The sequence below is a fragment of the Peribacillus sp. FSL K6-5616 genome, assembly GCF_038008245.1.
GTDB lineage: Bacteria > Bacillota > Bacilli > Bacillales > DSM-1321 > Peribacillus > Peribacillus frigoritolerans.
Genome location: NZ_JBBOYT010000001.1, coordinates 319,494 through 332,500, shown reverse-complemented (window position 1 = coordinate 332,500; position 13,007 = coordinate 319,494). Strand labels below are relative to the sequence as shown.

At 42.4% G+C, this 13,007-nt stretch carries 14 protein-coding genes and 1 riboswitch (1 of these 15 only partly in view); of the genes, 5 read left to right on the top strand and 9 right to left on the bottom strand.

Annotation, left to right across the window (positions count from 1 at the left end; translation table 11 throughout):
* Nucleotides 1-578, bottom strand: the 5' portion of a protein-coding gene (locus tag MHB45_RS01520) for a nucleotidyltransferase-like protein (protein WP_048678280.1). It extends 298 nt beyond the left edge of the window; the window shows 578 of its 876 coding nt (coding positions 1-578); its start codon is at nt 576-578; its stop codon lies off the left edge, out of view.
* 170 nt (nt 579-748) lie between these two features.
* Between MHB45_RS01520 and MHB45_RS01515 the strand changes: the two genes are divergently transcribed.
* Nucleotides 749-1,102 (top strand): YgzB family protein, encoded by a 354-nt coding sequence (locus tag MHB45_RS01515; protein ID WP_034305326.1) that lies wholly within the window; start codon nt 749-751, stop codon nt 1,100-1,102.
* A 95-nt stretch (nt 1,103-1,197) separates the two neighbouring features.
* Here the strand turns inward: MHB45_RS01515 and perR are convergent, their stop codons facing one another.
* The 5 genes from perR to MHB45_RS01490 form a co-directional block, all read right to left on the bottom strand.
* Nucleotides 1,198-1,641, bottom strand: a complete 444-nt coding sequence (gene perR, locus MHB45_RS01510) for a peroxide-responsive transcriptional repressor PerR (protein ID WP_034305329.1) — start codon at nt 1,639-1,641, stop codon at nt 1,198-1,200.
* A gap of 155 nt (nt 1,642-1,796) precedes the next feature.
* Entirely contained in the window at nt 1,797-2,741 is a 945-nt protein-coding gene (locus MHB45_RS01505) for a D-2-hydroxyacid dehydrogenase (RefSeq protein WP_048678284.1), read from the bottom strand.
* A 149-nt stretch (nt 2,742-2,890) separates the two neighbouring features.
* Entirely contained in the window at nt 2,891-4,000 is a 1,110-nt protein-coding gene (locus tag MHB45_RS01500) for an aminopeptidase (protein ID WP_048678286.1), read from the bottom strand.
* Nucleotides 4,001-4,011: 11 nt separating this feature from the next.
* On the bottom strand, nt 4,012-4,482 hold the full coding sequence (gene bcp, locus MHB45_RS01495; RefSeq protein ID WP_340907233.1) for a thioredoxin-dependent thiol peroxidase: 471 nt from the start codon (nt 4,480-4,482) through the stop codon (nt 4,012-4,014).
* A gap of 62 nt (nt 4,483-4,544) precedes the next feature.
* Nucleotides 4,545-4,964 carry a potassium channel family protein gene (locus MHB45_RS01490; protein ID WP_034305333.1) on the bottom strand — a complete coding sequence of 140 codons (420 nt, stop codon included), beginning with the start codon at nt 4,962-4,964 and terminating at the stop codon, nt 4,545-4,547.
* A 237-nt stretch (nt 4,965-5,201) separates the two neighbouring features.
* Nucleotides 5,202-5,393, top strand: a riboswitch (cobalamin riboswitch).
* Nucleotides 5,394-5,538: 145 nt separating this feature from the next.
* Here MHB45_RS01490 and metE point away from each other — a divergent pair.
* Entirely contained in the window at nt 5,539-7,848 is a 2,310-nt protein-coding gene (gene metE, locus MHB45_RS01485) for a 5-methyltetrahydropteroyltriglutamate--homocysteine S-methyltransferase (protein ID WP_340907232.1), read from the top strand.
* Nucleotides 7,841-8,317 (top strand): acyl-CoA thioesterase, encoded by a 477-nt coding sequence (locus tag MHB45_RS01480; RefSeq protein WP_202187226.1) that lies wholly within the window; start codon nt 7,841-7,843, stop codon nt 8,315-8,317. Before metE ends, MHB45_RS01480 begins: the two co-directional genes overlap by 8 nt.
* Before the next feature lie 41 nt (nt 8,318-8,358).
* Here MHB45_RS01480 and MHB45_RS01475 read toward each other — a convergent pair whose 3' ends face one another.
* From MHB45_RS01475 to MHB45_RS01465, 3 genes are read right to left on the bottom strand one after another with little or no spacing between them, the layout of a single operon-like run.
* Nucleotides 8,359-9,144, bottom strand: coding sequence for an ABC transporter permease (locus MHB45_RS01475; RefSeq protein WP_072272422.1), 786 nt, complete (start codon nt 9,142-9,144; stop codon nt 8,359-8,361).
* A 4-nt stretch (nt 9,145-9,148) separates the two neighbouring features.
* Nucleotides 9,149-9,940, bottom strand: a complete 792-nt coding sequence (locus MHB45_RS01470; protein WP_048678296.1) for an ABC transporter permease — start codon at nt 9,938-9,940, stop codon at nt 9,149-9,151.
* Between the two features lie 48 nt (nt 9,941-9,988).
* Nucleotides 9,989-10,996 (bottom strand): ABC transporter ATP-binding protein, encoded by a 1,008-nt coding sequence (locus MHB45_RS01465; protein ID WP_072272420.1) that lies wholly within the window; start codon nt 10,994-10,996, stop codon nt 9,989-9,991.
* Nucleotides 10,997-11,147: 151 nt separating this feature from the next.
* Here MHB45_RS01465 and MHB45_RS01460 point away from each other — a divergent pair, with 151 nt between their 5' ends.
* Both MHB45_RS01460 and MHB45_RS01455 read left to right on the top strand, forming a co-directional pair.
* Nucleotides 11,148-11,474: a hypothetical protein gene (locus MHB45_RS01460; protein ID WP_048678301.1), complete on the top strand. Its 327-nt coding sequence runs from the start codon at nt 11,148-11,150 to the stop codon at nt 11,472-11,474.
* Between the two features lie 128 nt (nt 11,475-11,602).
* A complete protein-coding gene (locus MHB45_RS01455) occupies nt 11,603-12,892 on the top strand; it encodes a glutamate-1-semialdehyde 2,1-aminomutase (protein ID WP_034305346.1) in 1,290 nt (429 codons plus the stop codon).
* Nucleotides 12,893-13,007: the final 115 nt, after the last annotated feature.

Genomic DNA, 13,007 nt, shown 5'->3' with positions numbered 1-13,007 from the left:
AATTCTTTATACAACTTGTAAATTTCAGGTTCCATATGCTTCACTTGGTTCCAGACAGTAACCTCCGGATAAAAGCCTTGTTCTATTATCTCCAAACGGGCCAAATGATGCAGGGAATGAACGATATGATTGTATGCCTCAAGATGATGGCCTTTTTCAAAGAAGCTTTTTCCATCCATGTACCTGCGAATTAACTTCGCGAACTCCATCCCCATCTTTAACTTCCTTCCATAGAAGGGGAACTCCCGGAGTTCGCTTTTCAATCGGTCCAAATATTCATTACGGTCAAAAAGGACCTTCCCGTTATATATCCAGTCAACCACTTTGCGGTTCGTGCCTAATAGGAGCCATTCTTTTAACTGGTCTTCCTTTACGATATGCAGGGCCGCCTTTTTATCCTGGTATGTGTAATGTTTTAAAAACACGGCCTCTTCTGCTTCGTCTGCAATTACAAAAAGGATGTAGTCAAACGTATCGGTAATCGGGCTATTATCATCTCTTTTTTCTACTAACAAGATTCCAAGTGTAGATTTTAAACTTGCTCGCTCTTGATAAATCGGGCGAAGGATATCTTCCATCATAAATTCCTCCAAAACCTTTTTTTTAGATTTTCGACAAAACTCTTCAAATTCCTGCTTAGTTCCCTTACAACCATTTCAATTCAAAAGTAATATGTATCCTTTATTTCTTTTTTGTTCCATCCATTGTTTATGTTATAGTTAAAGTTATATTTTAGGAGGGACAATCCATGGCTAAATATTCTAGCAAAATCAATAAAATACGCACTTTTGCTTTGAGTTTGATCTTCATTGGCTTTATCGTAATGTACCTTGGGCTTTTCTTCAAAACACATCCTGTTGTCATGACGATTTTCATGGGGCTGGGCCTTTTATTCATAATCGCAAGCACAGGGGTTTATTTCTGGATTGGAATGCTTTCTACAAAATCGATCCAGGTTGTCTGCCCTAACTGCAGCAAACCTACAAAAATACTAGGACGTGTAGATATTTGCATGCATTGTGAAGAACCATTGACACTTGACAAAAAGTTGGAAGGCGAAGAATTCAATGAGAAATATAACCGGAAAAGCCTGCATGACTAAGTCGATTAGCTGAATTCCCTTTCAAGAAGGCTTTAACAATTGTATCATTTCTTCATAACATGAAAAAAAGTTCCAACCAAGTGGAGGAACTTTTTTTAATGCGATTCTTTTTTCGCACAATCCATACAGTCGCCGTAGATTTCCATCCGATGGTGACTAACATTGAAACCAGTGACTTGTGCTGCGAAATGCTCGACTTCATCCAAAGCAGGATAATCGAAGTCAACAATTTTCCCGCAAGTTTGGCAAATTACATGATAATGATTCGTCGTCACAAAATCAAACCTTGCCGAAGAATCACCATACGTAAGTTCTTTTACCAAACCTACCTCACGGAACACACGCAGGTTGTTATAAACCGTTGCCACACTCATATTCGGAAACTTGCCTTCCAGCGCTTTATATATATCATCAGCGGTAGGGTGGGACATGCAGCTTATCAAATACTCAAGTATCGCATGGCGTTGAGGAGTTATTCTTACACCGGTATCTTTTAAGGAATCCAACGCTTCTTTTAACTGAACTTCAGACACCGTCATCCACCTCTTTTTCTCATTAAGTATGCATTCTTAAATTATAATGTTTATAAATAGTGTACCTTTTATACGTTGAATTTGTCAATAATTCAATGGCTTAACCATTTTTTTTAGTTTATTCATGAAGACTTTGATTCTTTCCCATTTTTGCATTGGGTTTAGTATCCCCTAGATAAGTCGATTACGTTGGTGAAGTCTTTTCCAGCTCTCAGGTATTCACGCATATTTTTTTCGAATATGGAAAAGGTCCTTGGTAAATATTCTCCGCTTTTACTTGAAAGATGCGGTGTGACTGTAACATTCTCCATCCTCCAAAACGGATGCCCTTTTCCTAAAGGTTCCGGATCAAATACATCCAAGATGGCATGAGACAATTCCCCGGCATCCAGGGCTTCGATCAGCACTTCATCGTTAATCAGGTCGCCGCGGCCAATATTCACGAATACTGCAGATTCTTTCATGGCTTTGAAGTGTTCTTTTTGCAGAAGGCCCTTCGTTTCATCCGTACTTGGCAGGACGGATACAATATAATCGGCTCCCGGTATGGCTTCCAATAAATGCTCCAGGTCATAAAGGTGATCGATGGATTCCACCGGTTTCCCGCTCCGGTTCATGCCTATCGTCTTCATCCCAAAGGCTTTCCCAAGTCGAGCCACTTCCCCTCCAATTGCACCCACACCCATTACGAGCATAGTCTTGCCATTCAATTCCCCGACTTCAATCTTTCTATCCCATAATTCTTCCTTTTCATTCTTCATAAGCAGCTTCAATTTCTTTTCATATTGCAAAAGCATCCCTATCGTATACTCGGCCATCGGGATTTTATGAATGCCTCTAGCGTTGGTCACCATAATGCCTCGTTCCTCGATGGCTTTAAATGGCATTAGTTCCATCCCTGCACTCATGACCATGATCCATTTCAAGTTCGCTGCTTTCCCAATGATTTCTTCAGTTAAATCTTCACCATATGTAATTAAGATTTCCGCTTCACGAAGCGGCCCATCCTTCCATCCTTTTTGATAAATGAAGTTCAAATCAGGAAAAGCTTTCATCATTTTCGTTTGGATACCTTCATTCGGAATGACAGTCGAAAGTACTAACATGTTTATCTCTCCCTTTTAATTAACATAAAAAAAACACGGGCTCTATGTGTCCCGCGCAACTTTCTCTGAGGAGGTATTCCCTTAATAAAGCATATTCGGGTGTCCCCTTTTTGAGTTGGACAAAAGCCTTACCCTTATTAAAAAAGGCTTTATTTTAAAGAATTTGGGTTTAATGCATGTAATTCCGGCAAAACAAAAAAGCCATCCCTTCTGATCAGGACGTCGTCGAAATAGATGTCACCGCCCCCATATTCCGGGCGCTGGATCAAGACCATATCCCAATGTATCGATGACCGGTTTCCATTATCCGCTTCATCATAGGCAATCCCAAGAGCCAAATGCAGACTCCCGCTTATTTTCTCATCGAACAAAATATCGTCCATAGGTTCCAATATGTATGGATTGATTCCAATAGCGAACTCCCCTATAAACCGGGACCCTTCATCAATATTCAGGATTTGGTTCATTTCAGGATCACGATTGGAAGTCGCTTTAATGATTTTCCCCTTTTTGAAGTTTAATTCTATGTCACTAAAGGTGATTCCTTCATAGGTTGTGGGTGTGTTGAAGGATATCCTTCCATTGAGACTATCTTTTATGGGTGCCGTAAATACTTCCCCATCCGGTAAATTCTTTTTTCCGGCACATATGACGGCTGGCATGCCTTTGATGGAAAAGGTCAAATCTGTCCTTGGTGAAACGATCCTGACTTTGTCAGTACGTTGCATCAATTGTTTTAACGGCTTCAAAGCCGCCTCCATTTTCCCGTAATCCATTGTGCAGACGTTCAAAAGAAAGTCTTCGTATCTATTGAAGGTCATGCCGGCTTTTTGCGCTGATGCCTTGGTGGGGTAATTAAGTAAGACCCAACGTCGGTTGTTTACATAAAAAAGTGTAGGGGAATTCATGGCCTCCCCTTGAAGACGGTGCCTCTCGATGGGAACATCAGTCATTTCCGCATTGTTTTCTTCCCCAGTGATGATGATGACCGCATCGATATCCGTATATTTCTTCAAGGCCCATTGTGAAGCTGTGTCAAGCTGCTCCTTCACATTCCCTAGTAACAGGTGGCGGCTTATCTCATCGTCCTCGAGTTCCACATATGGATAAGCACCCACTCTGTATATTTCATCAATCAACTCTTTCAATAATGGTTTCGTGTTGATATGCCCCCGTATGAGGATTCTCTCTTTAGGCTGTAATTGTATCGAATGATGAATCAGCCTGGCTGCAAGCTTCGTTATCCTCTCATCCTTCATCTGCCTATCCCTTATTTTTCGAGTTCGCGAAGAGTTTCAAGCGCTTCTTCGACGTGGCCTTTAACCTTTACTTTACGCCATTCTTTGACTACATTTCCAACCTTATCAATCAGGAAAGTTGAACGTTCAATGCCCATATACTCCTTGCCGAAGTTCTTTTTCAATTGCCAAACATCAAATGATTCAGCCGCTTCATGATTTTCGTCAGCCAGCAGCAGAAAAGGCAATCCATGTTTTTCGATGAATTTTTCATGACGTGCCGCTGGATCTGGGCTGATACCAAGGATTACCGCGTTCAATTCCTCGAATTGCTCATTATGGTCCCGGAAATTACAGGCCTCCGTCGTGCAACCTGGCGTCATGTCTTTTGGGTAAAAATATAAAACAATGTTTTTCCCCTTAAAATCCGATAGGGAAACCATTTCACCATTGTTTGCAGGGAGTTTGAAATCAGGTGCTTTTTCTCCAATTTTAACAGTCATATTGAACCCTCCATTTCTTTCATTATGGTAAGAGTACCCAATAATCGAAAGAAACACAACTTTCATTTATCCTTCCTATCTTTCTGCTCCAGATCGATCACCGTCCGAATCACGAACGCTGCCGGCAGTGTATACCCAATGAAGGCCTGAATGGTAGCTATCATCCTGCCCATGCCAATCGGGGCTATATCTCCATACCCTACAGAAAACATCGTCATCGCACTAAAATAAAAAGAAGTCTTCAATTGTTCATAGAAAGTCCCATCCAACCGATTGCCCATATCAAGAATCACCGAATGATTCTGAAGCTCGTATAATAAATATATCAGTGCAAATCCAACTAATATCGTCGCATATAAATTGCCAAGCCATAGCATATCCTCAAGAGAAAACTTCTTTCCTCCCGACTCAACAAGAAATAACGTACGAATGCTCATCACCATGCAAAAAATGATTCCTGCAATCAAGATGTAGAAAGTCATCCCCCACGCCCCATTTCAAAACGCCACTCCCTCTATACATACTCCCTGTCCAAACAATATATTCTTTTTTAGGAATCAGCCCTATCACCGACAAACTCATTAAACGGAAACTTTCCCGAATCTTTTTTCCATGTTGACCCTTTTGGTCGGATATGTTAAGATTGTCTAAATTTTTATAATAATTTTTATTTTATAAATATTTGACCTGCAAACAATTAACAAGGCAGGTTTTGCAAAATTTCATATGTGGAAATAGGTTCCTAATTTTCATTAGGATTAATAGGGAAGTCCGGTGTAATTCCGGCACGGTCCCGCCACTGTAATGGGAATGTTAGCGTCAATCAATATGCCACTGATCAACGGATCGGGAAGGCCAGCCGCTAATGATATTCCCTAAGTCAGGAGACCTGCCTATTTCGACAACACTGTTTTAACCTACGGGAGATAGGGAGGTGTTAGGGACCTTATAATTGTAAGGGGCATTTTGCATGCCTCTTTATTTTAAGCATTTCTAACTTTCTTTTTTGACGGTTAGGAATGCTTTTTTATTGTTCGATCAAATGAATGTAGGAGGATGGGAATTTTGAAAAGCAGCAGTTTGGGTTACCCTCGAATCGGGGAAGATCGTGAATGGAAACGTACATTGGAAGCTTACTGGTCCGGTAAAATCGATGAAGCGGAATTTACGTCACAACTAAAAGCCATCCGTTTAGGCAACTTACAAAAACAGAAGAAACAAGGCATTGATATCATCCCTGTCAACGACTTTACTTTTTATGATCAAATGCTCGATATGTCCGTCATGTTCGGTCTTGTTCCTGAACGTTATTCAGCATATGAAGGCGGAAGCGTCCCCCTTTCCGTTTATTATTCAATGGCCCGCGGAAACAATGATGAAGTCGCTTCCGAAATGACGAAATGGTTCAATACGAACTATCACTATATTGTCCCTGAATTAAAACTGGCACAGCTTACTTTAACAGAAAATAAACCACTTACAGCATATCGGGAAGCCAAGGAAAAGCTAGGGATCGAAACGAAGCCCGTTTTGATCGGACCTTATACTTTCCTCTCCCTTTCAAAAGGCTTCAATAAACAAGAAATCCCTGGCATCATCCTGAGCCTGCTTCCCCTATATACGCAAATCCTGCGGGAGTTGGAGCAAGAAGGCGTGAAGTGGGTTCAAATGGACGAACCTTCCCTTGTTTCATCCATTTCCAAGGATGATATGCAAACCGTTACTTACCTCTATGAAAAACTGAATGAAGCAGCACCAAACCTGAACATCATGCTACAAACATACTTTGATGCGGTGGAACATTACCAAGAAGTCATCGAATTACAAGTCCAAGGGATCGGTCTTGATTTTGTACATGATAAAGGGAGGAATTTAAGTAACCTTGAGGCATTCGGTTTCCCGAAGGACAAAGTGCTTGCAGCGGGTGTGATTGACGGAAAAAACATTTGGCTATCTGATTTATCCCAAAAAATCGAATTGATCGAGACACTTAAGAAACAGGTAGCCGAGGACCAAATCTGGCTACAGCCCTCTTGTTCCCTGCTTCATGTCCCGGTGACCGTTCGTAATGAAACCGCCCTTTCAAAAGAAGTGAAAGAGGCCCTTGCTTTCGCTGATGAGAAACTTGAGGAAATCACACTTTTGGTCAAAGGGAATAATCAAGGCATTGAAGCAATCGCCGAAAAAGTCGATGCCAATAAATTTACGATTCAAACGTTAGCCAATTCAAATGTCCGAAATCACGGGTCTGTACAATCCAATGTCGAAAAGGTTAAAACCAGGACCGCCGGCCGTCAGCTTCCATTTAAAGACCGTTACCAAAAACAACAGGAATTTTTCAAATTGCCTTTTCTCCCTTCGACTACGATCGGCAGCTTTCCGCAGACATTTGAAGTTAAACAAGCACGCGGGAAATTCAATAGAGGAGAATGGACAGCCCAGCAATATGAAACATACGTTAACGAAGAAATCGTTAGGTGGATCGAAGTCCAAGAAGAAATCGGTTTGGATGTTCTCGTTCACGGGGAATTCGAACGGACGGATATGGTTGAATACTTCGGCCATAAATTCGGCGGATTCGTCTTTTTAGAAAAGGGTTGGGTACAATCCTATGGATCCCGCTGTGTGAAACCTCCAGTCATCTACGGCGACATCCATTTCATCGAACCGATGACAGTCAAGGAAAGTGTATACGCACAATCACTGACGAAGAAGACGGTGAAGGGAATGCTGACAGGTCCTGTTACGATTTTGAACTGGTCATTTGTCCGTGATGATATTTCCAGGGAGAATGTTTGCTATCAGCTGGCGCTCGCTTTGGAAAAAGAAATCATTGCCTTGGAATCTGCTGGAATTAAAATGATTCAGGTTGATGAACCTGCACTTAGAGAAGGTCTGCCATTGAAAAAAAGCGATCGCGACGAGTATTTGAACTGGGCAGTGAATTCATTCTTGATATCCACATCAAGCGTGGAGGATACAACCCAAATTCACACGCATATGTGCTATTGCGACTTCAACAGTTTCATGGACGTCATCTCCTCCCTCGATGCCGATGTAATTTCCATCGAAACATCCCGCAGTCATGGGGAGCTCGCTTCCGCATTCGAGGAAAAAACATATGAAAAAGGCATTGGCCTGGGGGTGTATGATATTCACAGCCCGCGTGTGCCGGCAGTGGAAGAAATGGTCGATATGATTGAACGGGGCATAAAGGTATTGGATAAAGACCAGTTTTGGATCAATCCCGACTGCGGCCTGAAAACAAGGGGTATCCCGGAAACCGTCGCTTCCCTGAAAAACATGGTCGAAGCAGCAAAAATCGTCCGTGAAAACCTTTTAGTAAACCAACAGGCAAATGATTGAGAAGAACGTTGCCCATCCAACACGGCAGTCACGGACTTTTTTAACCGACCTTGTTTTTCCACCGGATACAAATCATCATAATACCATCTTTGGCGGAAAAGTAATGGCCTATGTAGATAAAATAGCTTGCATTTCCGCTATGCGCCATTGTCGAAAACCCGTTGTGACTGCTTCAAGCGACTCTTTTGATTTTTTGGCTCCCATCAAAACAGGGGACGCGATCAACCTTGAAGCTTATGTCACCTGTGCTCATCGCACATCAATGGAGGTATTCGTGAAAGTGGAACGTGAGAACCTATTAACAGGTGAAAAACAGCTAACGGCACGCGCTTTTTTAACGATGCTGGCCATTGATGAAGAAGGTAAGCCGACAAACGTCCCTCAGGTCATTCCGGAAACGGAAGAGGAAAAACAGCAATATGTTCAAGCCAAAGCTAGATATATCGAAAGAAAGAAAAAAAGGAACTAAACAAAAACCCCTTCAACATGAATGCTGTTGAAGGGGTTCTTTCAGTTCCCTGCCCCGCGGTACCTCTTCACTCCCTGATTCCATATGAAAACGGATATCACGAAAAAGGCAACCCCAATTACAGGTGTGGCAAATGCATAAACATACCACTCTTCTTTTCTTAGGAAATAAGATGCCGGATAGACACCGACAAACGCGAATGGCAGCACCCATGTAAGGACAAAACGGATGACCTTATTATAAATATCAACAGGATAGCGCCCGTAGTTCCCGATATTGTACATCATTGGCATGATGGATGTTTTCGCATCCGACCAGAACCCAATGCTTGCTATCGCAACGAATATGGCTGCATAGGCAAGGGCCCCACCTATTGCAAAAATGATGAAAAGAATCGGGTCATACCACGCAAGCTGCAAATCCAATGAAATCCCCGAATAGAATATGATGATCAAACCGGTCACAACACCAAATAACGCTTCAAGCTCGATTCTTTCTAAAATGACTTGAAACAGGCTATGGATCGGTCTTGTTAATATCCGGTCCATTTCACCTTTGACGATATAGCGGTCATTAAAGTCCCAGATGTTGAAAAAGGCTGAAAAAAGGGCGAATGGGATAAGGAAAAACCCATAAATGAATATAATTTCTTCACGGCTCCAGCCGCTTAAAAATTGGGTATGTCCAAAAACGACTAAGATAAATACCAGATTCACGACCTGATTGAGCAGGTCAGATAGGATTTCCATGAAGAAATCCGCTCTGTATTGCAATCTTGTTTTCATATATTGACTCACATATTGAAAAAACATCGATACATAAAACATCCCGTCAACCTCCTTGAATAATCAGCTGTTTTTTTGCGACTATCCATAAAAGCTGAATCGGTATTATGAGAATGATGCACCAAATTAACTGCTGTAAAAGCGCCATGCCAATTTCGCCTGAACTGTAACCGTTCGTAAAAATCATGCTTGGTACATAGCTGATCCCTTGAAAGGGTAAATATTTCATCACTTCCTGCGCCCATATCGGGTAGAAACTGATGGGCAGCAGCAGACCGGAAAATAAATCAATGATAACCCTTTTAGCGCGGATTAATCCGGCATTATTATATAAGAAAAAGGTAGTGATTCCCGTCAATAAGTTAATTTGTGTATTGATGATGAAGCTGAACAGCAAGGAAATGCCGAACATCCCCCACGTAACCGGCTCATGCGGCAATTCGATAGGAAAAATGAAAGCTACCAGCAGCATCCCCGGAATCGAGAAGAAGAAGAAACGGAATATCCCTTCCCCAAGTCCTTGCATCGTTTTCATGCCTAAATAGTTATAAGGCCGGATCATCTCAATGGCAACCTTGCCGTCTTTAATCTCAGTGGCGATTTCGCGGTCAATATTATTGAAATAAAAAGCGCGCGCCATCCATGCAACTGCGACATAGGTTGTCATCTGCATGCTTGAAAGTCCTTCGATGGAGCTTTTTTCTCCATATATCGCATTCCATAAGAAATAATAAGCACCGATATTAATGCTATAAATTAAAATGCCAGTATAATAATCCGTTCGATACGCAAGCATCATTAAAAAACGCATGCGGATCATGGCAAGATACTTCCCCATGGCCCTCCCCCTTCTTGATAGACACGTTGTTTCTTAATGATAAGAGAGTCAGACAGTGCCTTCTTCGTAAATATTGCGAACGATCTCTTCAATGGACGTTTCATGTATTTTGATGTCTTTTATTTTAAAATGAGATACGACAGCTGAAACAAGCTGTGAAATATGATCACCTTCTTCTTTCAACAAGGCAATGTAAGTTTGACTTTTCTCATCATAAACCCAGTTAGCGGTAAATGGGAGCGCTAATGATTGTAATTCCTTCAATGCGATCGGCTCGATGAATTGAAAATGGATCTGTTTTTCCTCAGCCCAGTTATCTTTCAAACTCTGCAATTCCCCATCATAGATGATTTGCCCTTCATCAAGCATGATTACACGCTCACATAATGCTTCAATGTCCCCCAAATCATGGGTGGTCAAAAGGATTGTCGTATTATATTTCTCATTGATTTCTTTCAGGAATTCACGAATCTTCATTTTCACGAGCACATCAAGTCCAATTGTCGGCTCATCCAGGAACAGCAAAGGCGGATTATGGATCAAGGCTGCCGCAAGTTCGCAGCGCATTCGCTGACCAAGCGATAGTTTACGCACTGGTTTGTCCAGCAAAGGACCGATATCAAGCGTCTTGATGACATGTTCCATATGATCGTTATATTGTTCATCCGTTACCTTATAGACCTTTTTTAGCAGCCTAAACGATTCTTGAACTGCAATATCCCACCAAAGCTGTGAGCGCTGACCGAATACGACTCCGATAGTCTGAGTGAACTTTTCCCTCTCTTTATGTGGATTCATGCCATTGACCGTGATTTCGCCTGCTGTCGGTTCCAAAATACCTGTCAGCATTTTGATCGTGGTCGATTTCCCTGCACCATTTTCCCCGATATAAGCTACCATCTCACCCTTTTTTACAGTAAAATTGATATCATTGACGGCAGGGACGACCTTATAATTTCTGGTAAGTAAATCCCGGAAGGCACCCTTTAGCCCTGAACGGCTTGATGCCGACTTAAATTCCTTCCGAAGCTGTTTCACTTGAATTGCATCACTCATCCTGTTACATCCTCCGTAATCTCTTGTCCTAATGAATTAGTTTATCCAAACCAACCTTTTTAGACAATTAAAATGCTTGGATGCCATCTACCATTTTCAGGGAGGAAATGGCCGTTGTACCAGATACATATATAAAGGAGACGAGTATGCTATGAATATCAAAAAATTATTACTATCCCAAATTGAAAAGGTCGTTTTCGACCTTCGATACGACTTCCTTTATGAAGATGAGTACGGTGAATTATTATGCCAGGTCATCCAAAGGGATTCCAGCGGGTCGATCGAAAGCACACCCATCAGTTTCCACCTTCGCATTAATGAAGAGAAAGGAACCGGGCAGCTAATCTATTACCAAGCCCAGGGCGAAATGAATCGCCAATCCTTCGACATCGAAAATCCTGACACCATCTTGGCCATCCTTACTTTCATAACAGGAGTTTTGGGATCCCCCAAAAAAGATGTTGGCCCGGAATCCTGATTCTTCTGGGGGTGTTGCGTTTCCACCAGGGTACGAATCACATTTCCTAGCCTTCCACCCCAGATTTCCGGAGAGAAAAGTGCTATGATTAAGGGGAAATATGTTTATATTTATAGGAGGTTTTAAGATTGGATTTTAGAAATTCGGAGCTTTTACATAAAGAGGCATTGGAACATATCGTTGGCGGGGTTAACAGCCCATCCCGTTCTTACAAAGCTGTAGGCGGCGGTTCGCCAGTTGCGATGGATCATGCCAAAGGGGCTTATTTCTGGGATGTTGATGGCAATAAATATATCGATTATTTAGCTGCATATGGCCCGATCATCACAGGGCATGCGCATCCACATATTACGGAGGCTATCGTTAAAGCAGCGGAATCCGGCGTTTTATACGGCACTCCGACAAAACATGAAGTCAAATTTGCCAAAATGCTGAAAGAAGCCATACCTTCCATGGATAAAGTCCGCTTCACCAATTCAGGCACCGAATCAGTCATGTCCACCATCCGTGTTGCCCGTGCTTACACAGGGCGCGATAAGATCATCAAATTTGCAGGCTGTTACCATGGACACTCCGACCTTGTTCTCGTCGCTGCAGGTTCCGGCCCGTCCACTCTAGGTACACCGGACTCTGCAGGCGTTCCAAAAAGCATTGCACAAGAAGTCATCACGGTACCTTTCAATGATATCGGTTCATTTAAAGAAGCACTTGATAAATGGGGCAATGAAATTGCAGGCGTGTTGGTAGAACCGATCGTCGGCAACTTTGGAATCGTGGAACCAAGTCCCGGCTTCCTGGAAGAAGTCATTTCATTATCTCACGAAGCCGGATCACTCGTCATTTTCGACGAGGTCATCACAGCGTTCCGATTCATGTATGGAGGGGCACAGGACTACTTGGGAATTCAACCCGATTTGACCGCGCTCGGAAAAATCATCGGGGGCGGGCTTCCCATTGGTGCCTATGGCGGTAAAAAAGAGATCATGGATTCTGTCGCACCTCTGGGACCAGCCTACCAAGCTGGTACGATGGCAGGAAATCCGGCTTCCATGCTTTCCGGGATAGCTTGCTTAGAAGTACTTAGAGAAGAGGGGCTTTACGAAGAGCTTGACCGCCTGGGGAAAATCCTTGAAGAAGGTATCCTGAAAGCGGCTGGCCAATATAATGTTCCGATCACCATCAACCGCCTTAAAGGGGCATTGACGATTTATTTCACGACAGAAAAAATTGAAAACTATGAGCAGGCGGAAAATACGGATGGCGAAATGTTCGCCAAGTTCTTCAAACTCATGCTCAATCAGGGAATCAATTTGGCACCGTCCAAATACGAAGCCTGGTTCTTGACAATCGCTCACACGGATGATGATATCGCTTATACTCTAAAAGCGGTTGAACATGCATTCAAAAACCTAATATAATAAATCGAATCAGCATAATTATGCATTTTTTATACACCCTCAGGATGTACATCTATCTTGAGGGTTTCTTATTTCCCTGTAATAAATCTTTAATATTAGTATTTGAAGCCAATCC

Bases quoted from the DNA above. Each gene is read 5' to 3' on its own strand.
- bcp (WP_340907233.1), bottom strand. From the start codon at position 4,482: ATGACTGTTAAAATTGGAGAAAAAGCACCTGATTTCAAACTCCCTGCA.
- MHB45_RS01475 (WP_072272422.1), bottom strand. From the start codon at position 9,144: ATGTTTTATGTATCGATGTTTTTTCAATATGTGAGTCAATATATGAAA.
- MHB45_RS01465 (WP_072272420.1), bottom strand. From the start codon at position 10,996: ATGAGTGATGCAATTCAAGTGAAACAGCTTCGGAAGGAATTTAAGTCG.
- MHB45_RS01500 (WP_048678286.1), bottom strand. From the start codon at position 4,000: ATGAAGGATGAGAGGATAACGAAGCTTGCAGCCAGGCTGATTCATCAT.
- MHB45_RS01515 (WP_034305326.1), top strand. From the start codon at position 749: ATGGCTAAATATTCTAGCAAAATCAATAAAATACGCACTTTTGCTTTG.
- perR (WP_034305329.1), bottom strand. From the start codon at position 1,641: ATGACGGTGTCTGAAGTTCAGTTAAAAGAAGCGTTGGATTCCTTAAAA.
- metE (WP_340907232.1), top strand. From the start codon at position 5,539: ATGGGAATTTTGAAAAGCAGCAGTTTGGGTTACCCTCGAATCGGGGAA.
- MHB45_RS01480 (WP_202187226.1), top strand. From the start codon at position 7,841: ATGATTGAGAAGAACGTTGCCCATCCAACACGGCAGTCACGGACTTTT.
- MHB45_RS01505 (WP_048678284.1), bottom strand. From the start codon at position 2,741: ATGTTAGTACTTTCGACTGTCATTCCGAATGAAGGTATCCAAACGAAA.
- MHB45_RS01490 (WP_034305333.1), bottom strand. From the start codon at position 4,964: ATGACTTTCTACATCTTGATTGCAGGAATCATTTTTTGCATGGTGATG.
- MHB45_RS01460 (WP_048678301.1), top strand. From the start codon at position 11,148: ATGAATATCAAAAAATTATTACTATCCCAAATTGAAAAGGTCGTTTTC.
- MHB45_RS01470 (WP_048678296.1), bottom strand. From the start codon at position 9,940: ATGGGGAAGTATCTTGCCATGATCCGCATGCGTTTTTTAATGATGCTT.